This window comes from Inquilinus ginsengisoli (assembly GCF_050434925.1).
Classification (GTDB): domain Bacteria; phylum Pseudomonadota; class Alphaproteobacteria; order DSM-16000; family Inquilinaceae; genus Inquilinus; species Inquilinus ginsengisoli_B.
In genome coordinates this window covers 1110015-1135086 of record NZ_JBNDJK010000001.1, presented here as the reverse complement: position 1 = coordinate 1135086, position 25072 = coordinate 1110015, and the positions used below count along the sequence as shown (strand labels likewise).

The 25072-nt window shown below is 69.1% G+C and carries 19 protein-coding genes, 1 pseudogene and 1 riboswitch; of the genes and pseudogenes, 6 read left to right on the top strand and 14 right to left on the bottom strand.

What is annotated here, in order from left to right; translation table 11 throughout:
- Positions 1 to 82 precede the first annotated feature (82 nt).
- The 7 genes from QFZ27_RS05635 to QFZ27_RS05605 all read right to left on the bottom strand — a co-directional run bounded on the left by QFZ27_RS05635 (position 83) and on the right by QFZ27_RS05605 (position 10097).
- Positions 83 to 769 (bottom strand): glutathione S-transferase, encoded by a 687-nt coding sequence (locus tag QFZ27_RS05635; RefSeq protein ID WP_429225111.1) that lies wholly within the window; start codon positions 767 to 769, stop codon positions 83 to 85.
- 56 nt (positions 770 to 825) lie between these two features.
- Positions 826 to 3996: an efflux RND transporter permease subunit gene (locus QFZ27_RS05630; RefSeq protein WP_429225110.1), complete on the bottom strand. Its 3171-nt coding sequence runs from the start codon at positions 3994 to 3996 to the stop codon at positions 826 to 828.
- Positions 3997 to 4014: 18 nt separating this feature from the next.
- Positions 4015 to 5256 carry an efflux RND transporter periplasmic adaptor subunit gene (locus QFZ27_RS05625; protein ID WP_429225109.1) on the bottom strand — a complete coding sequence of 414 codons (1242 nt, stop codon included), beginning with the start codon at positions 5254 to 5256 and terminating at the stop codon, positions 4015 to 4017.
- A gap of 289 nt (positions 5257 to 5545) precedes the next feature.
- Positions 5546 to 6118, bottom strand: coding sequence for a TetR family transcriptional regulator (locus QFZ27_RS05620; protein WP_429225108.1), 573 nt, complete (start codon positions 6116 to 6118; stop codon positions 5546 to 5548).
- 188 nt (positions 6119 to 6306) lie between these two features.
- Positions 6307 to 7596 (bottom strand): cystathionine gamma-synthase family protein, encoded by a 1290-nt coding sequence (locus tag QFZ27_RS05615; RefSeq protein WP_429225107.1) that lies wholly within the window; start codon positions 7594 to 7596, stop codon positions 6307 to 6309.
- A gap of 76 nt (positions 7597 to 7672) precedes the next feature.
- A complete protein-coding gene (gene cydB / locus QFZ27_RS05610; protein WP_429225106.1) occupies positions 7673 to 8701 on the bottom strand; it encodes a cytochrome d ubiquinol oxidase subunit II in 1029 nt (342 codons plus the stop codon).
- Positions 8702 to 8705: 4 nt separating this feature from the next.
- Positions 8706 to 10097 carry a cytochrome ubiquinol oxidase subunit I gene (locus tag QFZ27_RS05605; RefSeq protein ID WP_429225105.1) on the bottom strand — a complete coding sequence of 464 codons (1392 nt, stop codon included), beginning with the start codon at positions 10095 to 10097 and terminating at the stop codon, positions 8706 to 8708.
- Between the two features lie 202 nt (positions 10098 to 10299).
- On the opposite strand from QFZ27_RS05605, the gene QFZ27_RS05600 reads away from it, so the two are divergent.
- Together QFZ27_RS05600 and QFZ27_RS05595 are read left to right on the top strand one after the other, a co-directional pair.
- Positions 10300 to 11094 carry a HesA/MoeB/ThiF family protein gene (locus QFZ27_RS05600; RefSeq protein WP_429225104.1) on the top strand — a complete coding sequence of 265 codons (795 nt, stop codon included), beginning with the start codon at positions 10300 to 10302 and terminating at the stop codon, positions 11092 to 11094.
- Positions 11087 to 11494: a DsrE/DsrF/DrsH-like family protein gene (locus tag QFZ27_RS05595; protein WP_429225103.1), complete on the top strand. Its 408-nt coding sequence runs from the start codon at positions 11087 to 11089 to the stop codon at positions 11492 to 11494. The genes QFZ27_RS05600 and QFZ27_RS05595 overlap by 8 nt, the downstream gene beginning before the upstream one ends.
- 11 nt (positions 11495 to 11505) lie before the next feature.
- Here the strand turns inward: QFZ27_RS05595 and QFZ27_RS05590 are convergent, their stop codons facing one another.
- On the bottom strand, positions 11506 to 12126 hold the full coding sequence (locus QFZ27_RS05590; RefSeq protein WP_429225102.1) for a hypothetical protein: 621 nt from the start codon (positions 12124 to 12126) through the stop codon (positions 11506 to 11508).
- Between the two features lie 293 nt (positions 12127 to 12419).
- On the opposite strand from QFZ27_RS05590, the gene QFZ27_RS05585 reads away from it, so the two are divergent.
- Both QFZ27_RS05585 and QFZ27_RS05580 read left to right on the top strand, forming a co-directional pair.
- On the top strand, positions 12420 to 13475 hold the full coding sequence (locus tag QFZ27_RS05585) for an efflux RND transporter periplasmic adaptor subunit (RefSeq protein WP_429225101.1): 1056 nt from the start codon (positions 12420 to 12422) through the stop codon (positions 13473 to 13475).
- A gap of 4 nt (positions 13476 to 13479) precedes the next feature.
- Entirely contained in the window at positions 13480 to 16662 is a 3183-nt protein-coding gene (locus QFZ27_RS05580) for an efflux RND transporter permease subunit (RefSeq protein WP_429225100.1), read from the top strand.
- Positions 16663 to 16703: 41 nt separating this feature from the next.
- Here QFZ27_RS05580 and QFZ27_RS05575 read toward each other — a convergent pair whose 3' ends face one another.
- The 6 genes from QFZ27_RS05575 to QFZ27_RS05550 form a co-directional block, all read right to left on the bottom strand.
- On the bottom strand, positions 16704 to 17108 hold the full coding sequence (locus QFZ27_RS05575) for an SH3 domain-containing protein (RefSeq protein WP_429225099.1): 405 nt from the start codon (positions 17106 to 17108) through the stop codon (positions 16704 to 16706).
- A gap of 110 nt (positions 17109 to 17218) precedes the next feature.
- Entirely contained in the window at positions 17219 to 18427 is a 1209-nt protein-coding gene (gene metZ / locus QFZ27_RS05570; RefSeq protein ID WP_429225098.1) for an O-succinylhomoserine sulfhydrylase, read from the bottom strand.
- Positions 18428 to 18469: 42 nt separating this feature from the next.
- Positions 18470 to 18546: riboswitch (SAM riboswitch) on the bottom strand.
- A 70-nt stretch (positions 18547 to 18616) separates the two neighbouring features.
- A complete protein-coding gene (locus QFZ27_RS05565) occupies positions 18617 to 19090 on the bottom strand; it encodes a GNAT family N-acetyltransferase (RefSeq protein WP_429225097.1) in 474 nt (157 codons plus the stop codon).
- Between the two features lie 2 nt (positions 19091 to 19092).
- Positions 19093 to 19959, bottom strand: coding sequence for an ABC transporter permease (locus QFZ27_RS05560; RefSeq protein ID WP_429225096.1), 867 nt, complete (start codon positions 19957 to 19959; stop codon positions 19093 to 19095).
- Positions 19956 to 20906, bottom strand: coding sequence for an ABC transporter permease (locus QFZ27_RS05555; protein WP_429225095.1), 951 nt, complete (start codon positions 20904 to 20906; stop codon positions 19956 to 19958). The genes QFZ27_RS05560 and QFZ27_RS05555 overlap by 4 nt, the downstream gene beginning before the upstream one ends.
- 156 nt (positions 20907 to 21062) lie before the next feature.
- Positions 21063 to 22574, bottom strand: a complete 1512-nt coding sequence (locus QFZ27_RS05550; RefSeq protein WP_429225094.1) for an ABC transporter substrate-binding protein — start codon at positions 22572 to 22574, stop codon at positions 21063 to 21065.
- A gap of 138 nt (positions 22575 to 22712) precedes the next feature.
- Between QFZ27_RS05550 and QFZ27_RS05545 the strand changes: the two are divergent.
- A pseudogene (locus QFZ27_RS05545) lies at positions 22713 to 23789 on the top strand (anhydro-N-acetylmuramic acid kinase); the annotation flags it as partial.
- A gap of 167 nt (positions 23790 to 23956) precedes the next feature.
- On the top strand, positions 23957 to 24970 hold the full coding sequence (locus QFZ27_RS05540) for a serine hydrolase domain-containing protein (RefSeq protein WP_429225093.1): 1014 nt from the start codon (positions 23957 to 23959) through the stop codon (positions 24968 to 24970).
- The last annotated feature ends 102 nt before the right edge of the window (positions 24971 to 25072 follow it).

Sequence of the window (25072 nt, the reverse complement as noted above, 5' to 3'; positions counted from 1 at the left end):
GCCGCTTGCGGCGGCGGGTTGTTGGGTGGCGGAAGCAACGAGCCTGTCCGGCCGGCTTCCGGCTGCGCGGCTCGCATCGGGATCAGAAGCCGAGCCGGCGCAGATCGTCGGCGACGAACATCTGGCCGCTGCGGTTCTTGACGCTCGGCAGTTCGGCGACCTTTGCGCGCCAGGCTCTCAGCGCAGAATGGTCCTCCGGAACGACAACGCCGGCGGCATCGGCGAACATCAGGCCCGCGAACACCGTGATATCGGCCATGGAAAAGGCGTCGCCTGCGACGAACGGATAGCTCTGCAACACGATGTCGAAATACGTCATGCCGGCCAGCGCCTTGTCGCGTTGGCGATGACCCCACTCCTGACGGCCGGCCCATTCGGGGCTCTTGTACGCCTGCAGCTCGGCGCCTAGGCCCGGCGTGGCGTGATGGAAGTACTCACCGACGGGATCGAGCAGCTCAGATTCAGCCCGCCTCTGCATCATGTGGATGACGGCTTTCTCCTTCGGAGTCCGGCCGGTCAGCCTGGGGGCGCCGTCGAGATTGTCGAGAAACTCGGTGATGGCCGTGCATTCGGCGATATAGGTGCCGTCGTCGAGTTGCAGTACCGGGACGACGCCGGAGGGGCTTTTCTCCAGGAAGGCAGGCTGCTTGTGCTCGGCGCCGATCAGGTCGACCGGCACGAACTCAATGTCGGAATCCAGCCCCTTCTCGGCCAGCACTATGCGGATGCGAGCCGGATTGGGAAAGCCCGCGCGATCGAAGATCTTCATGATAGTCCCTTGTCTATCGAAGGATGGATGCAATCGCGGATCGAGGCCCTGACACGTCAGAGGGCCGCGGCGGCGCGAGCCGCTCCGGCGGGATCTCGACGCCGGCCGCCGATCCTGCGGACTGCGGTGTAGAAGACGGGCGTGAACAGGAGGCCGAACACGGTGACGCCGAGCATGCCGGCGAACACGGCCGTTCCCAGCGACTGGCGCATCTCCGACCCCGCGCCGGTCGCGACCACTAGCGGCGCGACACCCAGGATGAAGGCGAAGGACGTCATCAGTATTGGGCGCAGCCGGGTGCGGGCCGCGCGCACCGCCGCCTCAGCCGCGGTGGCCCCCTCCTCCTCCGCCTGGCGCGCGAACTCGACGATCAGGATCGCGTTCTTGGCCGCCAGCCCGACCAGGACCACGAAGCCGATCTGGGCCAGGACGTCGATCGGCAGCCCGCGGAGGCCCAGCCCGGTGACCGACGCCAGCAGGCACATCGGGACGATCAGAACCACCGCGAGCGGCAAACGCCAGCTCTCGTACTGTGCGGCCAAGACCAGGAACACGAACAGGGCCGCGGCGCCGAACACCAGCAGGGTCGGCGTGCCCTGCAACTGCTGCTGGAAGGCAAGCTCGGTCCATTCGAAGCCGATCCCGTGCGGCAGGACCTCGCGGGCCAGTTCCTCCATCCGCTTCAGCGCGGTGCCGGTCGCGACGCCCGGCGCCGCGACGCCCTGGACCTCGGCCGCCGGGAACAGGTTGTAGCGCGGCACGCGATAGGGCGCGGTCTCGGCCCGCATTTGGGCCACCGTGCCGATCGGCACCATCTCGCCCGAGGCATTGCGCGCTTTGAGCCGCGAGATGTCCCCCGCGTCCTGGCGGAAGCCGCCATCGGCCTGGGCGATGACCTGGAAGGTCCGGCCGAGATAGTTGAAGTCGTTGACGTATTGCGAGCCGAGATAGACCTGCAGCGTGGTAAACACGTCCGTCGGCGTCAGCCCGACCTTCTGGGCCTTCACCCGGTCGATATCGGTGTAGATCGAGGGCGAGCGGGTGCTGAACAGGGTGAAGGCGCCGCCGATGGCCGGATCCTTGTTGGCAGCAGCGACGAGCGCCTGCGCCGAGCGGGCGAGCGTCTCCGAGCCGAGGCCCGCCTGGTCCTGCAACATCATCTTGAAACCCCCTGCGCTGCCGAGGCCTTGCACGGGGGGCGGCGGAATGGTCAGGACATAGGCGTCCTGGATCACCGAGAGGCGCCGGCGGAGGTCGGCGAGCACCGTGTTCGCGGTCACGCCGTCGATGTCGTGATTGTAGAGCGACGGCAGGCCCGAGAAGATCGTGCCGGCATTGGACGCCACCGTGAAGGTGGTGGCGTCGAGGCCGGCGAAGGGCGCGACATGCTCGATTCCCGGCGTCTTGAGGATGATGTCGATGGCCTTCTCGACAACAGCTTCGGTGCGGTCGAGGGTGGCGCCGGGCGGAAGCTGCACCACGGTGATGAGATAGCCCTGGTCCTGCTCCGGGATGAAGCCGGTTGGGGCGCGGGCGAACTGCACGCCGGTCAGGCCGACCAGGCCGAGATAGAGCACGAGCACCACGACCGTCGCCCGGATCAGACGACGCGCTAGCCTGCCATAGCCGTGCGACAGTCGGTCGAACCCCCGATTGAAGCGGCCGAAGCCTGCCTGCAGCAGGCGGCGGCCGAGGCCGGCGCGCGCGGATTGCCCCGGGTCGTGGGCCTTGAACAACACCGCGCAGAGCGCCGGGCTGAGCGTCAGCGACACGAAGCAGGAGATGACCGTCGAGGCCGAGATGGTGACGGCGAATTGGCGGAAGAATTCGCCCGAGATGCCGGAGAGGAAGGCCGACGGCACGAACACCGCGCAGAGGGTCAGCGCGATCGCGATCAGCGCGCCGCCGACCTCGTCCATCGTCTTGTGCGCCGCCGCCGCCGGCGACAGGCCGAGATGCAGGTTGCGCTCGACATTCTCGACCACAACGATCGCATCGTCGACCACGATGCCGACGGCGAGCACCAAGCCGAACAGCGACAGGTTGTTCAGAGAGATGCCGAGGGCGAACAGGATCGCGAAGGTCCCGACCAGCGACACCGGGATGGCGATAACCGGGATGATCGAGGCCCGCCAGCTCTGCAGGAACAGGAACACGACGGCGACGACCAGCAGGATCGCCTCGAAGATTGTCTCGATCACCTGCTTGACGGACTTCCCGATGAAGATCGTCGGGTTATAGATGATCTTGTAGTCGAGGCCGGGCGGGAACGCCTGCGCCAGCGTCTGCATCGTGGCGAGGACCTGCTCCTCGACGGCGAGCGAGTTCGCCCCCGGCTGCGCGAAGATCAGCAGCGGCAGGCCCGGGCCCCGGTCCATGTAGCTGGTCGACCCATAGTCCGCGGCGCCGATCTCGACGCGGCCGATGTCGCGGACACGGGTAACCCGTCCCGCGTCATCGGACTTCACCACGATGTCGGAGAACTGCTCGGGCGTCGACAGGCGACCGAGCGTCTGGACGTTGATCTGGTACGCCTCCTTCGACGGCACCGGCGGCTGGTTCAGGATGCCGGCCGAGACCTGCAGGTTCTGTGCCCGCAGGGCCGCAAGAACCTCGCTGGCGTTGAGGTTCCGGGCCGCGACCTTGTCCGGATCGAGCCAGATGCGCATCGCATATTCGCGGGCCCCCTGGAACTGCACGTCGCCGACGCCCGGCAGCCGCGCCAGCGCATCCTTCACATGCAGCGTCGCATAGTTCGACATGTAGAGCGTGTCGCGCGAGCTGTCCGGCGAATAGAGGTGGACGGCGAGCAGGATGTTCGGCGTCGCCTTTCGGACCTGCACGCCCAGCCGCTGCACATCCTCCGGCAGCCGCGGCAGCGCGTCCTGGACCCGGTTCTGGGTCAGCATCTGCGCCACGTTCAGATCGGTTCCGATCCGGAACGTCACCGTGATGGTCAGCTTGCCGTCACCCGTCGACTGGCTGCCCATGTAGAGCATGTTCTCGACGCCGTTGATCTGCTGTTCGAGCGGCGTCGCGACGGTCCGAGAGACGGTCTCGGCCGACGCGCCCGGATAGACCGTCGTGATCTGGACCGTCGGCGGCACGATCTCGGGATACTGCGCGACTGGCAGGATGGCGAGCGCGCCGAGCCCCACCAGGGTCACGAAGACGCTGAGGACGGTGGCGAAGATCGGCCGGTCGATGAAGAAGTGCGTCAGGCGCATGATCCTTCTCTCTCTCTCCTAGCCCCGGCCATCCGCGGCCGTGCTGTCGGCGATAGCGCCGTCCTGCGGCGCCACCTTGCCGCCGGGCACGGCCCGGACGATCCCGTCGATGATCACGCGGTCGTCAGGCGCGAGCCCAGAGCGGATGACGCGCAGCCCGCCGCGCAGGTCGCCGGTCTCGACCGGCTTCGGCACCACGGTGCCGTCGGCGGCGACGGTCATCACCACGTGCTGCGACTGGTCGAGCAGGACCGCTGTGTCCGGCACCATAAGGGCCGGTGCGGGCGGGGCGACCGCCAAGCGCAGCCGCGCAAAGGCCCCGGGCGTCAGGAACAGGTCCGGATTGGAAACCAGCGCCCGGGCGTGGATCGTGCCGCTCGAGCGATCGAGCGCGTTGTCGACGAATTCGAGCGTCCCCTGCCGGGTGAAGCGGGTCTCGTCGCTGAGGCTGATGTCGACCTTGTCGGCGAGCGGAGCCGCGAGACCCGCACGCTGGCGCGAGAAGGTCAGGAAGTCGGACTCGCTCATGTCGAAGTCGAGATGGATGGGATCGAGCGAGACGAGGGTCGCCAGCAGCGTCGTCGGGCTGCTGGCGAAGCGGCTGCCGGCGACCAGGCTGCCGATCGAGACCTGGTGCGCGCCGATGCGGCCGCTGAAGGGCGCGATGATGCGGCAATGCTCGATGTCGAATTGGGCATCGCGGATCTGAGCCTTGGCGTCGTCGATCGCGGCCTGCGCGGCACCGACATCGGCGGTGCGCTGGTCGACATTCTCCGCGGTTCCGAAATCGGTGCGCTTGAGAGCCTGCGCCCGGTAGAGCTGGCTGTTCGCCAGCGTCAGGCGCGACTCCGCGGCGGCCAGTTGGGCGGTCGCCTGGGCAAGCCTGATCTCGTATGGGCTCGGGTCGATGACGAAGAGCAGGTCGCCCTTCCTGACGATCTGCCCGTCCTCGAAATGGATCTCGGCCAGTGTCCCGCCGACCTGCGCGCGCAGCTCGACCCGGTCGACGGCCGAGAACTGGCCGAGGAAGCCGATCTGCGTGTCGACGTCCCGCTCGATCGGGCGGCTCACGGTCACCGGCGCCGGCGGAACGGCGGCCTGCGCGGCCGGGCCGCTGTCGCGGGGCGAGAACCCGAACCACCCGGCCGCGGCCAGTGCGGTCGCCGCCACTCCGGCTACCCAGGGCCAGCGCTTCGGGCGTTCGACCGCCGAAGATGATGGCGGCTCCTCCACCTCTGGCAACCTGCTGATCTCGTTCATCTGCTCGCCCCGCTGATCCTCGAAGGCCCTGGTGGCGGTGAGGTCTGCCGTTCGTCGAGTCCGCACCCGGCGAAGCAGCATCAGAAATAAGATGTCGATCGACATCTAAGTCGCGTATAGATGATGAACGTCATGCAAATCGTCAAGGGCTCTCGCCGAAGAGAATCCGGATCGGGAAGGCCAGCCGAAAGCCGTAAGCGAAATCCCTGGCGCGCCGCAGCATCAGCGTCACCGGCGCGATCGTTTCCGGGGCTGCGGTTCCGTTTGCGCGGCTAGGCGGAGAGCGTCTTCATCCTTGCAGGAGACGTCGCTTCGCCTGCCGCAGGATCTCGGCGGAGAGGTCGGGATCGTTGACCATGCGCGACATCGTCAGCGCTCCGATCATCGTGGCCAGGGCGCTCAGGGCCCGGCCCCTTGCGACATCGGCGTTCACCTCGGTGAACTGCCTGGCGACGACCCCCACCACCTCCCGGAAGCCGTCCGTCGCTTTCTCCCGGACCAGATCGTCGCCCCGCGTGAGCTCGCTTCCAAGCGCCGCAAACGGGCACCCCTCTGCAGGATTGTCCCGATGACCGGCCGAAAGATAGCCCTTCACGGTGGTCTCGAACGGGCTCTGGTCCGGATGGTCCGCCTGCTCCTTGCCAATCGAAGCGATCAGCATCTCCGCCGCGGACACGCAGACCTCGGCAACGAGGTCATCCTTCGAGTTGAAATGCCGGTAGAACCCGCCATGCGTGAGCCCGGCAGCGGCCATGAGATCTGAAAGGCCCGTCGCGCTGATCCCGTTGCGGCGAAACTCTTTCGAGGCGGCATCGACAATGCGCCTCCGGGTCTCGGCCGCTTCCTGCCTCGACTTCCTCATCTCCGCCCGATCCGGTGGTCAAGCAATTCCGATTGAACTTACCACCCGGCCGATGTCGGGCGACATCTAAAATCGATCATGCTCGGCCATTCGGCTCGCCCCCACAGATCCGGGCGCAATTCCGACGAGGTCCCACTCCTCCCCGGGCCAAGCCCGGGGAGGAGTGGAAACGCAAAGAGCGGCGGGGGTCAGCCTGCGCTGGCGGCCAGGGCCTGTGTCAGGTCGGCGACCAGGTCCTCGACATGCTCGATGCCGATCGAGACGCGGATGGTGGCGTCGGAGATGCCGATCCGCTCCCGCGTCTCCTTCGGCACGCCGGAATGCACCGTGGTGGCCGGGTGGCAGACCAGGGATTCGGTGCCGCCCAGGCTGACCGCCAGCTTGAAGATCCTGAGCGCGTTGAGGAAGCGGAAGGCCTCGGCCTCGCCACCCTTGATGTCGAAGGAGAAGGTGGTGCCGGCGCCGGTGCATTGCCGGTCGAACACCGCCCGCTCCGGGCTGCCTTCGGGCAGCAGCGCCGGGTAGTAGACCGCGGCGACCTGCGGATGCTCGGCCAGGAACCGGGTCACGGTCTCGGCGTTGCGGCAGGCCGCGGTCATGCGCAGCGACAGCGTCTCCAGCGACCGCGCGATCATCCAGGCCGAATGCGGGTCGAGCTGGGTGCCGATGGCGCCGCGCAGCAGCTTGACCTGGCGGATCTGGTCGCGCCGGCCGAGCACCGCGCCGGCCACCAGGTCGCTGTGGCCGCCGACATATTTGGTCAGGGAATAGACCACGATGTCGGTGCCGTGCCGGATCGGCTTCTGGAAGATCGGGCCGAGCAGGGTGTTGTCGCAGACCACCACCGGGGTGTGGCCCTGCTTCGCCCCGATCTCGTCGGCGACGGCGCGCACCAGCTCGAGGTCGACCAGGGTGTTGAGCGGGTTCGACGGCGATTCGACCAGGATCACCGAGACCCGGCCCTTGGCCATCGCGTCGTCCGCCGCCTTGCGGATCACGGCGCCGTCGACGCCGTCCGGGAACCCGACCGCGCCGATCTGGAACGGCGACAGGGTGCGCGCGATCAGCGTCTCGGTGCCGCCGTAGAGCGGCTGGCTGTGCAGGATCACGTCGCCCGGCCGGGCGAAGGCCAGGAGCGTCGTGGCGATCGCCGACATGCCGCTGGAGAAGATGCCCGCCGCCTCGGCGCCCTCGTAGATCGCCAGGCGGTCCTCGACGATCTCGCTGTTGGGATGGTTGAAGCGGGTGTAGACCAGCCCGGCATCGGCGCCCGGCTTCGGCTCGCGCCGGCCGGCGGTGTAGTCGAAGAAGTCGCGCCCGTCCTCGGCCGATTTGAACACAAAGGTCGAGGTCAGGAACACCGGCTGCTTGACCGCGCCCTCGGACAGGGTCGGGTCGTAGCCATAGCCGAGCATCAGCGTCTCGGGGTGCAGCTTGTGGTTGCCGATGCGGTCCTTGCGGTAGCCCGATCCGGCCATGGGAATCTCCTGGGAAAGTGTTGGCGCGGAGACTACCCCGGATCGCCCTGCCGCGCCCATCGCTCAGTGATGGCGCTCAGTGGTGATAGCCCTCGCCGGACCTCACTTTCCCGCGGAACACCCAATAGGCATAGACGGTGTAGACCAGGATCAGCGGGATCAGGAAGGCGACGCCGATCAGCAGGAACAGCTGCGACGAGGCCGGGGCGGCGACGTCCCAGATCGTCAGGTCGGGCGGCACCACAAGGGGCCACAGGCTGATCGCCAAGCCGGTGTAGCCGAGCACGAACAGCGCCATAGTGTAGAGGAACGGCCCGTAGTCGGAGCCGCGCTGCAGCGACAGCCACAGCCGCCAGGCGAACAGCACCACCAGGATCGGCACCGGCGCGAAATACGCGATGTTGGGCCAAGTGAACCAGCGCTGGGCGATCGACTGGTCCAGGAAGGGCACCCAGAGACTGACCACCGCCATGAAGAACAGCACGCCGAGCAGCAGGCGAAGGGTGGCGTCGCGGGCCCAGGCCTGCAGCGGCCCTTCGGTCTTCATTACCAGCCAGGCGGCGCCGAGCAGCCCGTAGCCCAGCACCAGCGCGACGCCGGTCATCAGGCTGAACGGCGAGACCCAGTGGAACGTCCCGCCGGTGTACTGGGTGCCGGAGACCGGGAAGCCCTGCACGAAGGTGCCCAGCACCACGCCCTGGAAGAAGGTGGCGAGCAGGCTGCCGCCGGCGAAGGCCACGGTCCACAGCCATTTGCTGGTATGGGCCTTGAACCGGAACTCGAAGGCGACGCCGCGGAAGATCAGCCCCATCACCATGAAGGTGATCGGCAAATATAGCGCCGGCAGGATGATCGAGAAGGCGACCGGAAACACGGCCAGCAGGACGACGCCGCCGAGCACCAGCCAGGTCTCGTTGCCGTCCCAGATCGGCGCGACCGAGTTCATCATCAGGTCGCGGTCCTCCTCGCTGTGTGCCCAGGGGAACAGGATGCCGACGCCGAGGTCGAACCCGTCCATCAGCACATACATGAACACCCCGGCGGCGGCGATCGCGGCCCAGATCAGGGGCAGGACGGTCGGAATCGTCCAGACATCCGGAATCATGGCTTCACTCCCGCGATTCGAAGGTGGCGTCGGGCAGAGAGAACGGCCGCGCCGGGGTCTTGAAGGTCTCCTCGCGATCGGATTCGGCGGCTTCCGGCCCGATCCGCACCAGCTTGACGATGTAGTAGACGGCCGAGCCGAGCAGGATCGCGTAGATCAGCACGAACAGGACCAGCGACAGCAGCACGCTGCCGCCGCCGACAGGGGACAGCGCATCCGCTGTGCGCAGGATGCCCTGCACCACCCAGGGCTGGCGGCCGATCTCGGTGGTGAACCAGCCGGCGATCACGGCGACGAAGCCGGAGGGCAGCATCATCACCATGAAGCGCTGGAACCAGCGGCTGTCGTAGAGCCGGCCGGTCGCCCGCAGCCACAGCCCGAGCAGGCCGGCGCCGAGCATCAGGAAGCCCAGGCCCACCATGATCCGGAAGGTCCAGAACACGATCGCGACCGGCGGCCGCTGGTCGGCTGGGAAGTCCTTCAGCCCCTGCACCGAGCCGTCCCAGCTGTGGGTCAGGATCAGCGAGCCGAGATGCGGGATCTCGAGCACGAAGTCGTTCTTCTCGCCGCTCTGGTCGGGCCAGGCGAACAGGATCAACGGCACGTCCGAGCCGGTTTCCCAATGCGCCTCGATCGCCGCCAGCTTGGCCGGCTGGTGCTCGCGCACCTCCAGCCCCGACTGGTCGCCGATGAAGATCTGCAGCGGCGCCAGCACCGCGATCAGCCACAGCGCCATCGAGAAGGCCTGGCGCGATTCCAGCACGGCGCGGCCGCGCAGCAGGTACCAGGCCGAGACGCCGCCGATGACGAAGGCCGTGGTCAGGTAGGCCGCCACCACCGTGTGCAGGAAGCGCACCGGGAAGGACGGGTTGAACACGATCGCCAGCCAGTCGGCCGGGACCAGGGTGCCGTCCGCCACCTCGAACCCCGCCGGGGTGTGCAGGAAGGAATTGGCCGACAGGATCCAGAAGGCGGAGATGGCGGTGCCGACCGCGACCGCGGCGGTGGCGCCGAAATGGACGATTCGCGGCACCTTGTCCCAGCCGAACAGCATGATGCCGAGGAAGCCGGCCTCGAGGAAGAAGGCGGTCACCACCTCATAGCCGAGCAGCGGCCCCAGGATGCTGCCGCCGGCCCGGGTCAGGCCCGCCCAGTTGGTGCCGAACTGGTAGGTCATGACGATGCCGGTGACGACGCCGACGCCGAAGGAGACGGCGAAGATCTTGATCCAGAACTTGTAGAGGGTCCGGAATTCCGTCCGCCCGGTCTTCAGATACAGCCCCTCCAGCACCGCCAGCCAGCTGGCGATGCCGATGGTGAAGGCCGGGAACAGGAAGTGGAACGAGATCACGAAGGCGAACTGGAACCGCGACAGGAGGACTGGATCGAGATCCATGACAAATCTCCTTCGGCGACCGACCCGACTTCGGTTGCCTTATTTCTTGGCCCGGAAAGAATATGCCACGATTCCATCGATCGCCCACGCACTTCCCGACGCGCCACAAGGTCCCAGCCGGGCGACACGTCGCAGCGCAGCGAAGCGGTGAGGCATGCTTCCCCGGCTGTTCAGGCCGCGGGCGTGGGGCTATGCTCCGGCCATGAGCTTCACCGACGCCCAGATCAAGCGCTATGCGCGCCACATCCTGCTGCCCGAGGTCGGGGGCAAGGGCCAGGAAAAGCTGCTGGCCGCGCGGGTGCTGGTGATCGGCGCCGGCGGCCTCGGCTCTCCCCTCCTGCTCTACCTCGCCGCCGCCGGCGTGGGCACCATCGGGCTGCATGACGACGACGTCGTCGAGCTGTCCAACCTGCAGCGCCAGGTGGTGCACGACACCACCACGCTGGGCCAGCTCAAGGTCGACAGCGCCACCGCCCGGCTGCGGGCGCTGAACCCGGAGGTCAGGGTCGAGCGCTTCGCCGACCGGCTGACCGCGGCCTCGGCGCTGGAGCGGGTGGCCGCCTTCGACATCGTGGTCGACGGCAGCGACAATTTCGCCACCCGCTACCTGCTGAACGACGCTTGCTACCTGGCGCGGCGGCCGCTGGTCTCGGCCGCGATGCTGCGCTTCGAGGCGCAGCTGTCGACCTTCAAGGCGCATCTCGGCGACCCGCACCCCTGCTATCGCTGCCTGTTCCCGGCGCCGCCCGATCCCGGCACGGTGCCGAGCTGCTCCGAGGCCGGTGTGTTCGGAGCGCTGCCGGGCGTGCTGGGGTCGATGCAGGCGATCGAGACGATCAAGGAGATCCTGGGCATCGGCGAAGGCCTGTCCGGCCGCCTGCTGCTGTACGACGCGCTGGAGGCGCGGCTGCGTGAGATCGCCCTGCCGCGCGACCCGGACTGCCCGCTGTGCGGCGACAACCCGACGATGACCGACCTGTCGCATCACCATGGCTGACGGGCCGGCCGGGATCGGCGCGCTGTCGATCGTGGTGTTCGACGGCCGTTTCGACCGGGTGCATTACGCCCTGGTGCTGGCCAGTGCCGCCGCCGCGACCAACCGCCGGGCGACGCTGTTCTTCACCGGCCCGGCGCTGCGGACGCTGCTGCCCGAGGGCTGGCGCCGGCTGGACGGCGAGCCGGAGGCGCAGGAGGCGGAGTTCGCGGCCCGCCGGGTGGCGACCTTCGCCGAGCTGCTGGAAGCCTGCCAGGCGCTGGGCGTGCGCTTCATCGCCTGCGAGATGGGGCTGCGCGCGCTCGGCCTCGCCGCTGCCGAGCTGGCGGTGCCGGCCGAGATCGCCGGCGTCGTCACCCTGCTGGCCGAATCGCCGCGCGACGGCCAGTTGCTGTTCATCTGACCCGCGGCGGGTCAGGACACCGGCACGCGGAACATGAAGGACGGCGCCGAGGTCAGCCGGTCGTTGCGGCTGCCCGTCGGGCCGTTGGTCGAGAGCTGCACCGATCGGGTGCCGCCGGTGAGCGGCCCGGCGAAGACGAAGTTGGCGGTCACTCGCGAGCGCGGGGCGACCTGCACCTCCGGGTTGTCGGCCGGGGGCACGAAGGGATGGCTGCGACCCTGGTCGTCCACCAGTGCCAGGCTGCCGCCGCGATTGAGCGAGACGGGCCGGTCGGACAGGTTGAGGACGCTGGCGGAGACGATGACGCTGTCGGCCCGGTAGGTGATGCCGGTCAGCATCATCGCCACGCCGCTCGGATGCGCCTGCTCCTGCTCGAGCCGGACGGTGCGTCCCGCATCCTGGACGGCCGGCGCCGCGGGGGCCGCCGGGAGCACCGCGGGCACCGTCGTCGCCATCGGCTGTTCCGGCCGCGACGGGATGCCCGGCTTGACCAGCGGCTGGGCCGGGGTGGGAGTCGACGCCGTCCGGCTGGGCAGCGTCAACGGGTCGTCGTTCAGCAGCGAGCTCTGGGCCTGAGCCGCCGTCGCAACCGCCGTCACCGCCAGCCCGATCAGAGTCGGCCAAAACCTCATCACAAATCCTCCCAACCTCATTGCTTGCTCAACCCGTGGTCGGCCTCACTGTTCCGCTCGCGAAATATCTGCAAGATGCTTTCCCGGCAACCAAACAATGATACCGTGCATGGGATTCGGCGCCTGCGGCGCGAAAGAACATACAAGCATAGTCTGATCAAACCGAAGGAGACGGGCCCATCATGTCGGGATCCTGGATTGCGCGCCGACATCGCGCCCCCGCCATCGCCTTTAGCCTTCTCCTTCTCGCCGGCTGCAACGAATCCTCCGAGAAACAGGCTCAAGCGCCGCAGATGCCGCCGCCGGCCGTGGGCGTCGTCACCGCCGCCAAGAAGCCGGTGACGGCGGGCGTCACCTTCGTCGGCCGGGTCCAGGCGGTGAACAAGGTCGACCTGGTGGCCCGGGTCGAGGGTTTCCTGCAGCAGCGCAACTACACCGAAGGCCAGGAGGTGAAGGCCGGCGAGCAGCTGTTCGTGCTGGAGAAGGACACCTACCAGGCCGCGGTCGACCAGGCCCAGGCCAACCTGGCCAGCGCCCAGGCCAATGCCGACAACGCCAAGCTGCAGGCCGACCGTGCCCGCGACCTGATCAGGAACCAGAACGTCTCGCAGGCGACGCTGGACGACCGCATCGCCGCCGAGAAGTCGGCGAACGCGTCGGTGCAGCAGAACCAGGCGGCGCTGGAGCAGGCGCAGATCAATTTCGGCTACACCGACATCAAGGCGCCGTTCGACGGCCGCGTCGGCATCTCGGCCTACAGCGTCGGCGCGCTGGTGGGGCCGAGCACCGGAACGCTGGCCACCATCGTCAGCCAGGACCCGATCTACGTCATCTTCCCGGTCAGCGACCGCTTCATCCAGGACGTGCAGCAGGCCAGTGGGTCCGGCAGGGTCGAGCCGCAGGACGTGGTGGTGAAGCTGACGCTGGCCAACGGGTCGGAGTACCCGCAGACCGGCAAGATCGACTTCACCGACGTCAAGGTCGACCAGAACACCGACACACTGATGGTGCGGGCGGTGTTCCAGAACCCGAACCGGATCCTGACCGACGGGCAGTACGCCCGGGTGACGGCGGAGCGGAAGGCCCCGGTCGAGGCGCTGGTGATCCCGCAGCGCGCGATCCTGACGGATCAGAGCGGCAGCTACGTGCTGGTGGTCGGCGAAGGCAAGAAGGCCGCCGCCAAGCACATCACCACCGGCGCCAACCAGGGCGCCGACGTGGTGGTGCAGCAGGGGCTGAACGACGGCGATGTCGTCATCGTCGACGGCGTGCAGAAGGTGCGGCCGGGCCAGGAGGTGAACCCCGCCCCGGTCGCCGAGGCGGCGCCGGCCAAGCCGGCGGGGAACTGACCCGATGCTGTCCTCGATCTTCGTCGATCGCCCGCGCTTCGCGATCGTCATCGCGATCGTCATCACCCTGGCCGGGCTGATCGCGATCCGCAGCATCCCGATCGCCCAGTTCCCCGACATCGTGCCGCCGCAGGTGTCGGTCAGCGGCGCCTATCCCGGCGCCAGCGCCGCGGTGGTCGAATCGACCGTGGCGCAGCCGATCGAGGCCCAGGTCAACGGCGTCGACAACATGCTGTACATGTCGTCGACCAGCGGCAGCGACGGCTCGTACTCGCTGACCATCAGCTTCGCGGTCGGCACCGACCCGGACATCAACACCGTCAACGTCCAGAACCGCGTCGCCCTGGCCGAGCCGAAGCTGCCGAGCGAGGTGACGGCCCAGGGCCTGACGGTGAAGAAGCAGTCCTCGGCGATCCTGCAGCTGGTCACCCTGTATTCGCCGGACAAGAGCCAGGACGCGCTGTTCCTGAACAACTACGCGATCATCAATGTGGTCGATTCGCTGGCCCGCGTCAGCGGCGTCGGCCAGGCGTCGCTGTTCGGCACCCTGAACTACGCGATGCGGATCTGGTACAGCACCGATCAGCTGACCAGCTTCGGCCTGACCCCGAACGACATCGTCACCGCGGTGCAGGGCCAGAACGTGCAGGCCGCCGTCGGCCGCCTGGGCGCCCAGCCGATGCCGGACAACCAGCAGATCCAGGTGACGCTGCAGACGCTGGGCCGGCTGACCGACGTCAAGCAGTTCGAGGACATCATCCTGCGCGCCAACCCGGACGGGTCGGTGGTGCGGCTGAAGGATGTGGCGCGGCTGGAGCTGAACGCCCAGTCCTACGACACCACCGCCCGGCTGAACGGCACGCCGGCCGCGGTGATCGGCATCTACCAGTCGCCCGGCTCCAACGCCGTCGCCGCCGCCGAGGGCGTGCGGGCGGAGATGGAGCGGCTAAAGGAGCGCTTCCCCGCCGGCGTCGACTACCGGATCACCTACGACACCACCGTCTTCGTCACCGAGACCATCGGCGAGGTGATCCACACCCTGCTGGAAGCCTTCGCGCTGGTCGCGATCGTGGTGTTCGTGTTCCTCGGCAACCTGCGCGCCACGCTGATCCCGATCATCGCCGTGCCGGTGTCGCTGATCGGCACCTTTGCCGTGCTGCTGGCCTTCGGCTTCTCCGCCAACACCATCTCGATGTTCGCCATGATCCTGGCGATCGGCATCGTCGTCGACGACGCCATCGTCGTGGTCGAGAATGTCGAGCGGGTGATGGCCGAGACCGGGCTGCCGGCCAAGGAGGCGACCAAACTGGCGATGCGCGAGATCACCGCGCCGATCATCGCCATCACCCTGGTGCTGCTGTCGGTGTTCGTGCCGGTCGGCTTCATCCCCGGCATCACCGGCGAGCTGTACTCGCAATTCGCCGTCACCGTTTCGGTGGCGATGCTGATCTCGGCCCTGAACGCGCTGACGCTGAGCCCGGCCCTGTGCGGCGTGTTCCTGAAGCCGCACCAGCCCGGCCACCGCCCCGGCCTGTACGGCCGGGTCATGGGCCGGGTGTCCGGCGGCATCGACAAGGTGCGCGACGGCTATGCCTGGATCGTCGCCCGGCTGGTGCGGATGGCGGTGCTGTCGATCGCGCTGATCGCGGCCTTCGGCGGCCTGGCCTGGCTGCTCAACAGTGCCACCCCGACCGGCTTCCTGCCGGACGAGGACCAGGGCCTGTTCTTCGTCGAGATGAAGCTGCCGGCCGCCGCCGCCATCAGCCGCACCACCGAGGTGACCGAGCAGGTCGAGGCGCTGGTCAGGGACATTCCCGGCGTCGCCGACATCACCGGCGTGGTCGGCCGCAGCTTCATCGACGGGCTGGCCGAGCCGAACGCCGCCTTCCTGGTGGTGGCGCTGAAACCGTTCGAGGAGCGGGTCAAGGAAGGGATCACGGTGTTCAACGTGATCCGCCAGGTGGCGATCCGCACCGCCGGGGTGCGTGACGCGCTGATCATCCCCCTGAACCTGCCGCCGATCATCGGCCTCGGCACCGCCGGCGGCTTTCAGTACCAGCTCGAGGATCTCGAGGGCAAAAGCCCGAATGAGCTTGCGGCAGTGGCCCAAGGGCTGGTGGTGGCGGCCAACCAGACGCCCGGCTTGGCCCAGGTCTTCACCTCCTACAACGCCAACACGCCGCAGATCTTCCTGAACCTGGACCGCGAGAAGGCGCAGAACCTCGGCGTCGGCGTCAGCGCCATCTTCAACGCGCTGCAGGCGACACTGGGCGGCTTCTACATCAACGACTTCAACCTGTTCGGCCGCACCTGGCAGGTGATCGCCCAGGGCGAGGCCAATGACCGGCGCACGGTCGACGACATCTACCGGATCTATGTCCGCTCCTCGACCGGCCAGATGGTGCCGATGCGGTCGCTGGTCGACGCGCAGCAGCAGCTGGGGCCGCTGTTCATCACCCGCTACAACAACTACCGGGCGGTGAACATCCTGGGCAGCGCCGCGCCGGGCTTCAGCTCGGGCGAATCGCTGGCGGCGATGACCAAGGCGTCGGCCGCCACCCTGCCGGCCGGCTACGGCTTCGAATGGACCGGCACCGCGCTGCAGGAGCTGGAGGCGGCCGGCCAGACCGGCTTCATCCTCGGCCTCGCCGTGCTGTTCGCCTATCTGTTCCTGGTGGCGCTGTATGAGAGCTGGTCGATCCCGATCGGCGTGCTGCTGTCGGTCGTCGTCGGCATCGTCGGCGGCCTGGCGGCGCTGTGGATCGCCGGCCTGTCGAACGACGTCTACGCCCAGATCGGCATCGTCGTGCTGATCGCGCTGGCCAGCAAGAACGGCATCCTGATCGTCGAATTCGCCAAGGCCAAGCGCGAGGAGGGGTCATCGATCGCCGACGCCGCGATCGAGGGCGCCCGGCTGCGCTTCCGGCCGGTGATGATGACCAGCTTCGCCTTCATCCTCGGCCTGGTGCCGCTGGTGACGGCGGCGGGCGCGGCCGCGGCCAGCCGGCGCGGCGTCGGCACCTCGGTGTTCGGCGGCATGATCGCGGCCTCGGCGATCGGCATCTTCCTGATCCCGATGCTGTACGTCACCCTGCAGCATGTCCGCGAATGGGTGCATGAGAAGCTGCTGGGCGGCTCGATCGCGCCGAAGCCACGAGCCGAGGCGCCAAGCACGCCGGCCGAATGAAACAGGGCGGCTCCTCCGGGAGCCGCCCTCTTCTTTGGCTGCTAATGCACCCAGCGGCCGCGGTCATGGTACCAGGGCCGGCCGCGGTAGTAGTTGTCCCAATAGGGGCCGGCGTCGAATCGGATGATCGGTACGCCGATCACCGGCGCGGCCTCGACGATGACCCGGCGGCGATGCTGGACATCCGCCGCCAGGAAGCGGCCATTCGCCCAGCCGCGATCGGGGCCGACGCCGATGTCGCACCACGCCCAGCCGTCGATGCAGCCGAAGATCTGCACCGGCACGCCCGGCCGCAACCGCGCCACCGTCGGATAGTCGGCCCCCGGGCCGGCGCGCAGCCGGGCCGGGGCGGTGGTGTAGCCCGGCGCGGCATCGGCGGCCGTCGCCGACAGGGCCGTCAGCGCCAGCCCGGCAAGCGCGGCCAGAGCGAGCTTCCATCTCATCATGCGAACTCCAGGGATCGAGATCCCCCTTCACCCGTCACAACGCGGCAGGGCCGGAGTCCGGTCGCCGGCATCAGGGGGCGCGGCGCCGTGCCTCACCCTCTGGCGTGCCTTCAGCCGACCCGCTTCGCCGCGTCCAAGGCGCGGGACAGGTCGCGCTCCAGGTCCTCGATGCCCTCGAGCCCGATCGACAGGCGCACCAGCCCGTCGGTGATGCCCATGGCGGCGCGGTCCGCCGCCTCCATCGCCCGGTGGGTGGTGGTGGTCGGGTGGGTGGCGAGCGATTTGGTGTCGCCGAGATTGTTCGAGATGTCGACCAGCCGCAGCGCGTCGAGGAAGGCGAAGGCCGCCGCCTTGCTGCCGAGGTCGAGCGAGACCAGCGTGCCGCCGTTCTTCATCTGGCGCTTGGCCAGCGCGTGATGCGGGTGGCTTGCCAGCCAGGGGTAGCGCACCGACTTCGCGGCCGGATGCGCCTCGACCAGCTGCGCCAGGCGATGGGCGCTGGCGACTTGGCGCTCGACCCGCAGGCCCAGCGTCTCCAGCCCCTTCACCAGCACCCAGGCGTTGAACGGCGACAGGGCCGGGCCGGTGTGCCGGTAATAGGGCAGGAAATCGTCGTTCAGGAACTTCTTGTCGGCAAGAACCGCGCCGCCCAGCACCCGGCCCTGGCCGTCGATGTGCTTGGTGGCGGAATAGATCACCACATCGGCGCCGAGCTCGAGCGGCTTCTGGCCGAGAGGCGTCGCGAAGACGTTGTCGATGAACACCTTGGCGCCGGCGGCATGGGCGATCTTGGCCACCGCGGCGACGTCGACCAGGTCCAAGGTCGGGTTGGCCGGCGTCTCCAGGAACACCGCCCGGGTGTTCGGCCGCATCGCCGCCTCCCAGGCCGCGAGGTCGGCGCCGTCGACGAAGGTGGTGGTGATGCCGTAGCGCGGCAGGATGGTGCCGAGGATGACGAAGCAGGAGCCGAACAGCGCCCGGCTGGCCACGACATGGTCGCCGCCGCGCAGATGGCAGAACAGGGCGGTGAACACGCCCGACATGCCGCTGGCGGTGACATGGCAGCCCTCGGCCCCTTCCAGCAGGGCCAGGCGCGTCTCCAGCACCTCCAGCGTCGGGTTGCCGTAGCGGGAATAGACGAAGCCGGGATCGTCGCCGGTGAAGCGCGCCTCGGCCGCCGCGGCGCTGTCATAGACGAAGCCCGAGGTCAGGAAGATCGCCTCGGAGGTCTCGCCATAGGGCGTTCGTCGGGTGCCGCCGCGGATCAGCGCGGTCTCGGGGCCGAATTCGTCTTCGCTGGGGGCTTCGTATCGATCCATCTCACCGACTCCTCGACCCGACCGGGAGGCGGTGCGTGCGGGACCCGCGCGCAACCGACCTTTTAGCGGAGATTAACGTGGCCGCAAGCCGGTCGGCTCAAATCACCACGGGTGCCGCTTCAGGAGCGGCGATCCAAGACTTATCGGCAAAACGGCGATCGGGCAATGCGTTTCCGGCAACGCTGCTGGTCACCCTTCGGCCAGGGCATAGAGCACGAAGGGCATCTCGATCCCCTCGTAGAGCCGGCGGTAGGAGCGGCAGAGCCGGAAGCCGCGGGCCTCGTAGAAGCCGCGGGCCAGCCGGTTGTGGGCGAAGCTCTCCAGCGTGCGGCAGCCGCGCTTGACGGCATCGGCGAGGAGGACGGTGCCGGCCGACCGGCCCTGCGCCGCCGGGTCGACGAACAGCATGTCGAGATGCGACCCGGTCATCAGCGAGAAGCCGAGCGGCGTGCCCCGGGCGTCGACCGCGATGCGCAGGTCGGGCAGGCGGGCGGCGAAGCGATGGGCGAAATCCTCCGGCCGCTTGCGGTCCAGGATCGCGGCCGGGAGGATGTGCTCGAAGGCGGCGCGGGTGCTGCGCCAGGCGACCTGCGCCACGGCCGGCAGGTCCGCCGCCGCCGGCGGCCGCACCGTCACCGCCGCCATCGTCTTGATGTCACCCATCGTCAACTGCCCCGCAGCCTGGGATCGAGCGCGTCGCGCAACCCGTCGCCGAGCAGGTTGAAGCCGAAAGACGCCAACAGGATGGCAAGGCCGGAGAAGATCGAATCCCAGGGCGACAGCAGCAGGTAGCCGCGCGCTTCGGCCAGCATGCGGCCGAGCGACGGCGTCGGCGGCTGGGTGCCGAGGCCGAGGAAGGACAGCGACGCCTCGACCAGGATCGCGGTGGACAGCGCCAGGCTGGCCTGCACCAGGATGACGCTGGCCAGGTTGGGCAGCACATGGCGCCACAGCACCCGCCCCTCCCCCGCCCCGATGGCACGGGCGCCGAGCACATATTGGCTGCCGGCCACCACCAGGGCCGGCCCGCGCAGCAGCCGGGCGAAGACCGGGATGTAGACGATGCCGATGGCCAGCGCCGTGGTGGTCGCCCCCGGCCCCAGCACGGCGACGATGCCGATCGCCAGCAGGATGATCGGGAAGGCGAACAGGATGTCCATCAGCCGCATGCCGGCACGGTCGAGCCAGCCGCCGCGCAAGGCCGCGGCCACGCCGAGGGTACCGCCGACCAGCAGCGCCAGCAGCACCGCGCTGGCCGACGCGGCGAGCGAGGCGCGGTAGCCGTAGAGAATGCGCGACAGCACGTCCCGGCCGAACTGGTCGGTGCCGAGCCAGGCCGCGGCGCCGGGCGGCTTCATCCGCCGGATCACATGCTGCGCCAGCGGGTCGTCCGGCGCGATCCAGGACGCCAGCAATGCGGCGCCAACCTGCAGCAGCACCAGTGCCCCGCCGATCCAGACCAGCGGGTGGCGTGGCGCCGGGATGCGGCGGCGCGAGGGCGGGGCCAGGGTTTCCGGCAGCGGCGCGGTCATCTGAGGCCGATCCGGGGGTCGAGGGCGGCGTAGAGCATGTCGGTGACGAAGTTCACGACCACGAATCCGGCGGTGACCAGCAGGATCGCCGCCTGGATCAGGGGATAGTTGCGCTCCGCGATCGCGCCCAGCATCAGTCGGCCGAGGCCCGGCAGGGCAAAGACCTGCTCGACCACGATGGCGCCGCCGAACAGGTAGCCGGCGGAGATGCCGAGCGCGGTGACGAAGGGGATCATGGCGTTGCGGAAGGCGTGGTGGAACACCACCGCCCGCTCGCTGACGCCCTTGGCCCGGGCGGTGCGGATGTAGTCCTGCCCCAGCGCGTCGAGCATGGCCGAGCGGACGATGCGCGACAGCGAGGCCAGCACCGGCACCGCCAGGGCGATGGTCGGCAGCAGCATGCGCTGCAGGTTGCCCAAGGGGTCGTCGGCCAAGGGCACGAAGCCGATCGCCGGGAAGGCCGGGAACACGCCGTGGAACAGGTAGATCAGCAGCGCCCCGAGCCAGAAGGAGGGCACGGTGACGCCGGCGATGGTGATCACCCGCACCAGATAGTCCCGCGCCGAGTTGCGGAAATAGGCCATCAGGCAGCCGGCCGGCACCGCCAGCGCCACCGAGACGGCCAGCGCCAGCAGCGTGACCTCGATGGTGACGCCGATCCGGGCCGTGATCTCCTCCAGCACCGGCCGGCCGGTCCACAGGCTGGTGCCAAGATCGCCGGTCAGGAGCCCGCCGAGCCAGGCGAGGTACTGGGTCACCAGCGGCTGGTCGAGGCCGAGACGCTGGCGCAGCGCCTCGATCCGGTCCGGCGTCACCTCGCTGTTGGCGCCGAGCATGATCTGCACCGCGTCGCCCGGGATCAGCCGGATCATCAGGAAGGCGACGACCGAGACCCCGAACAGCACCACCAGCAGGTCGAGCAGCCGCCCGGTCAGGAAACGGGCCATGGCGCCTTCTCTCGAACCCGGCGATGCATTTTTCCTTCTGTCATTGCCGGGCTTGACCCGGCAATCCAGGGCCCCCGGAGAGCCGCTCCAGCCGCCCCTGGATCCTCGGGTCAAGCCCGAGGATGACAAGGGAGGGACGGTCGCGCCGCTTCATCATCACTTCTGCAGCGCCGTCTGGCGCAGCGAGCGGGTGGAGCGGTTGCCGGTGATCTCATAGCCGGTGACGCCGTCGCGCACCGCGGTGAACAGCTGGCCGAAGGCGAGATGCGCCACCGGCCCGTCGCAGGCCAGGCGCTTCTGCAGGTCGGCGTAGATCGCCTTGCGCTTGCCCGGGTCCAGCGTCACCCGCCCCTCGTCGAGCAGCTTGTCGACCTCGGCGTCCGAATACTTGAACACATTGGTCGAGCCGCCGGTGCGGAAGGTCCGGTACAGATAGCCGTCCGGGTCGACATTGCCGCCGTTGATCGAGGCGAAGAGCTGGAAGTTCGAGTTGCGCCAGTCCTGGATGAAGGTGCCCTGCTCCTGCACGTTTAGCGCCACTTCGAAGCCGGCGGCGTTGAGCTGGGCCTGCACCACCTGGGACACATCGACCACCAGCTGGTTCGACCCCAGCACCTTCAGCTCGGCCTTCAGCGGCAGGGCCACGCCGGCCTCGGCCAGCAGCGCCTTCGCCTTCTCCGGATCGGCGGCGTAGCAGGGGAAGTCCGAGACCGGCACCGCCCAGTCCTTCAGGCCCGGCGACAGCGGCCCGCCGGGCTGGCCCTTGCCGAAATAGGCGGCCTCGACGATCTGGGACCGGTCGATCGCGGTGTTCAGCGCTTCGCGCACCTTCGGGTTGTCGAAGGGCGGCTTCGACACGTTCATGCCGACCAGGGTGTAGGACAGGTCGGTCGTCTCCAGGAGGGTGACGCCGGGCGTGCCCTGCAGCGTCGCCGCCGTGGCCGGATCGACATTCGGCAGCAGCTGGTAGGTGCCGCCGGACAGGCCGACCTGCCGGGTCGAGGCCTCGGGCACGATGTTGATCTTGACCGCGTCGAGCTTCGGCAGCCCGGCCTCCCAATAGCCGTCGACCTTCGCCAGCAGCAGATAGGTGTCGGGCACCCATTCCTTCAGCGTGAACGGGCCGGTGCCGTCGGTCTTGCGCTGCAGGTCGATGCCGCCGGTCGCCGCCGCGGCCGGCACGATCACGATCTGCGGCAGGTTGGCGAGGAAGGGGGCCGAAGGCGTCGACAGCGTCACCGTCACCTGCCGGTCGCCGGTCGGCGTCACCTCCTTCACCATGTCGATGCGGCTGGCATAGGGCGAGCCGGTCTTGGGGTCGCGCACCCGGGCGAAGCTGGCGGCGACATCGGCCGGCGTCACCGGCGACCCGTCATGGAACTTCGCGCCCTGGCGCAGGGTGAAGACATAGGTCAGCCCGTCGGGTGAGACGGTCCAGGATTCGGCCAGCTCCGGCACCACCTTCAGGTCGCGGTCGATCGAGGTCAGCCCCTCATAGACCGAGCCGTTGACCAGCACCGTGGCGAAGGAGGTGGCGACATGCGGGTCCAGCCCGACCGGCGACTGGTCGGTCGCGACCTCCAGCGTCTGCGCCCAGGCCATCGGCCCGGCAAGGGCTGCCATCACCGCCGCCGGCAGCGCCAGCGATGTCCGAATCACCCGTCCCATCTTCAGCCTCCCCCTGTCGATTTGCGGCCAGTAAGGCGCGTTCGCCGAACGAGGTCAACGCCGTTGGGAACCTTCCCCGCTTCGCGCACCGCCCGATTCGGCGCTATCGTCGGGGACGAATCGAGCGAGGAGGAAACCATGGCCGCAGCCCGGCGCACCGCCATCGGACTGATGAGCGGCACCTCGATGGACGGGGTCGATGTGGCGGTGATCGAGACCGACGGCGAGACCGTCTTCGCCTCCGGCGCGGCCTCGACCACGGCCTACACCGACGATGTGCGCAATGCCCTGCTGGCGGTGGCGCGCGACCCGGCGCGGGCCGAGAACGAGGCGCTGACCGATCTCTCCGCCGCCGTCACCGACCTGAACGCCGCCGCCGTCCGCCGCCTGCTGGACGAGGCCGGGCTGAAGCCGGACGCGGTCGACGTGGTCGGCATGCACGGCCAGACCGTCCTGCACCGGCCGGAGCGGCGCTTCACCCGGCAGCTCGGCGACGGTGCCCGGCTGGCCGCGGCGCTGGGCATCGCCTGCGTCAACGATTTCCGCTCCGCCGATGTCGCCGCCGGCGGCCAGGGCGCGCCCTTCGCGCCGCTGTACCATGCTGCCCTGGCGAAGGATCTGCCGCGGCCGCTGGCGGTGCTGAATCTCGGCGGCGTCGGCAACGTCACCATCATCGAAGGGGGCGCCATCACCGCCTTCGACACCGGCCCGGCCAGCGCCATGATCGACGACTGGGTGCAGCGCCACACCGGCGCCCGTTACGACGAGGATGGCCGCATCGCCGCCTCGGGGGCGGTGGCGCAGGACCGGCTGGCGGCGCTGCTGGCCAACCCCTATTTCGACGCGCCGCCGCCGAAATCGCTGGACCGCAACGACTTCCCGCTGGCGGCGGTGGACGGGCTGTCGCTGGCCGACGGCGCCGCCACCCTGGCCGCCTTCACCGTCGCCTCGGTCGCCGCCTCGCGCCGGCATTTCGCTGCCGCGCCCGGGCGCTGGCTGGTGACCGGTGGCGGCCGGCACAATGGGACCCTGATGGCCGGACTGCGGCAGGCGCTCGGCGTGCCGGTCGATCCGGTCGAGGCGGTGGGCTGGGACGGCGATGCGCTGGAAGCCCAGGCCTTCGCCTTCCTCGCCGTGCGCTCGCTGGACGGGCTGCCGCTGAGCCTGCCGACCACCACCGGCGTGCCCCGGCCGATGACCGGCGGCGTGCTGCACCGGCCCTGCCGCGGGCGGCGTGATGCTCCCTCATTCTGTCATCGCCGGGCTCGACCCGGCGATCCAGGGGCCACCACGGACAGGCCTTGCCAAGAAAACCCTGGATGCCCGGGTCAAGCCCGGGCATGACAATAGGGGTTGAGCAGTTTCGTCTTGGACTCCCTCGAATGACCCTTGCCGCCGCGGCCGATGCCGCCTTCGCCCTGGTCGATGAAGCGATCGATGCCGGCCGCATCCCCGGCGCCGTGCTGGGGCTGGTCACCCGCGACGGCGACCGCGCGATCCGCTTCGGCGGGCACGCCGCGCTGGTGCCGGAGCGCGCGGCCCTGGCCGAGGATGCGCAGTTCGACCTGGCCAGCCTGACCAAGGTGATCCTGACCACCACCGAAGTCCTGCGGCTGGTCGAGCAGGGGCGGATCGACCTGGCCGACCCGCTGGCGCTGCACCTGCCGGATCTGCGCCAGTACCAGCCCGAGCACTGGGTGCGGCAGGTCACCGTGCGGCAGCTGCTGTCGCACCGCTCCGGCCTGCCGGCGGTGGAGCCGCTCTACACCTGGGGCAGCGACCCGGAGACGCTGAAGGCGCTGGTGCTGCAGAAGGACTGGGCGGCGGGGCCCGAGACCTATTCCGACGTCAACTACGTGCTGCTGGGCATCCTGGTCGAGCGGCTGCGCGAGCGGCCGCTGCGCGACCTGCTGCCGCCCGGCGACTTCGCCGTCAGCCCCGGCCCGGCCCGTGCAGCCGCGACCGAGCGCTGCACCTGGCGCGGCCGGGTGGTGCGCGGCGAGGTCCATGACGAGAACGCCTATGCGCTGGGCGGCCTGGCCGGCCATGCCGGGCTGTTCGGCAGCGCCGCCGCGGTGCTGGGCTTCGCCCAGGCCTTCCTGGCCGGCGAGGTGCTGCGCCCGGCCACGGTGGCCGAGGTGCTGCGCGTCGAGGACCACACGCACGGCCTGGGCTGGCAGGTACGGCACGAGGGCTGGTCCGGCGGATCGCTGTGCTCGCCCGACACGATCGGCCACACCGGCTTCACCGGCACGGCGCTGTGGCTCGACCTGGAGCGCGGCCACGCCTGGACCCTGCTGACCAACCGGGTGCACCCGTCGCGCCATGTCGAGACCGGCATCCAGGCTCTACGGCGCGGGGTGTCGAACGCCGTGTCGGCGGGCTGGCCGTTCTGAGAGCCACCGGCTGTGGTACAGATGCCCCGACCGCAGCTCGGTTTACTCAATGCACCACAAGCGTAAAGTCGCTATCATCACGACTCCGTATGTCACGCGCTT

What these genes read in the sequence shown, in the direction of transcription:
- QFZ27_RS05635 (WP_429225111.1), bottom strand. Translation starts at nt 769, where the DNA reads ATGAAGATCTTCGATCGCGCGGGCTTTCCCAATCCGGCTCGCATCCGC.
- QFZ27_RS05630 (WP_429225110.1), bottom strand. Translation starts at nt 3,996, where the DNA reads ATGCGCCTGACGCACTTCTTCATCGACCGGCCGATCTTCGCCACCGTC.
- QFZ27_RS05625 (WP_429225109.1), bottom strand. Translation starts at nt 5,256, where the DNA reads ATGAACGAGATCAGCAGGTTGCCAGAGGTGGAGGAGCCGCCATCATCT.
- QFZ27_RS05620 (WP_429225108.1), bottom strand. Translation starts at nt 6,118, where the DNA reads ATGAGGAAGTCGAGGCAGGAAGCGGCCGAGACCCGGAGGCGCATTGTC.
- QFZ27_RS05615 (WP_429225107.1), bottom strand. Translation starts at nt 7,596, where the DNA reads ATGGCCGGATCGGGCTACCGCAAGGACCGCATCGGCAACCACAAGCTG.
- cydB (WP_429225106.1), bottom strand. Translation starts at nt 8,701, where the DNA reads ATGATTCCGGATGTCTGGACGATTCCGACCGTCCTGCCCCTGATCTGG.
- QFZ27_RS05605 (WP_429225105.1), bottom strand. Translation starts at nt 10,097, where the DNA reads ATGGATCTCGATCCAGTCCTCCTGTCGCGGTTCCAGTTCGCCTTCGTG.
- QFZ27_RS05600 (WP_429225104.1), top strand. Translation starts at nt 10,300, where the DNA reads ATGAGCTTCACCGACGCCCAGATCAAGCGCTATGCGCGCCACATCCTG.
- QFZ27_RS05595 (WP_429225103.1), top strand. Translation starts at nt 11,087, where the DNA reads ATGGCTGACGGGCCGGCCGGGATCGGCGCGCTGTCGATCGTGGTGTTC.
- QFZ27_RS05590 (WP_429225102.1), bottom strand. Translation starts at nt 12,126, where the DNA reads ATGAGGTTTTGGCCGACTCTGATCGGGCTGGCGGTGACGGCGGTTGCG.
- QFZ27_RS05585 (WP_429225101.1), top strand. Translation starts at nt 12,420, where the DNA reads ATGCCGCCGCCGGCCGTGGGCGTCGTCACCGCCGCCAAGAAGCCGGTG.
- QFZ27_RS05580 (WP_429225100.1), top strand. Translation starts at nt 13,480, where the DNA reads ATGCTGTCCTCGATCTTCGTCGATCGCCCGCGCTTCGCGATCGTCATC.
- QFZ27_RS05575 (WP_429225099.1), bottom strand. Translation starts at nt 17,108, where the DNA reads ATGATGAGATGGAAGCTCGCTCTGGCCGCGCTTGCCGGGCTGGCGCTG.
- metZ (WP_429225098.1), bottom strand. Translation starts at nt 18,427, where the DNA reads ATGGATCGATACGAAGCCCCCAGCGAAGACGAATTCGGCCCCGAGACC.
- QFZ27_RS05565 (WP_429225097.1), bottom strand. Translation starts at nt 19,090, where the DNA reads ATGGGTGACATCAAGACGATGGCGGCGGTGACGGTGCGGCCGCCGGCG.
- QFZ27_RS05560 (WP_429225096.1), bottom strand. Translation starts at nt 19,959, where the DNA reads ATGACCGCGCCGCTGCCGGAAACCCTGGCCCCGCCCTCGCGCCGCCGC.
- QFZ27_RS05555 (WP_429225095.1), bottom strand. Translation starts at nt 20,906, where the DNA reads ATGGCCCGTTTCCTGACCGGGCGGCTGCTCGACCTGCTGGTGGTGCTG.
- QFZ27_RS05550 (WP_429225094.1), bottom strand. Translation starts at nt 22,574, where the DNA reads ATGGGACGGGTGATTCGGACATCGCTGGCGCTGCCGGCGGCGGTGATG.
- QFZ27_RS05540 (WP_429225093.1), top strand. Translation starts at nt 23,957, where the DNA reads ATGACCCTTGCCGCCGCGGCCGATGCCGCCTTCGCCCTGGTCGATGAA.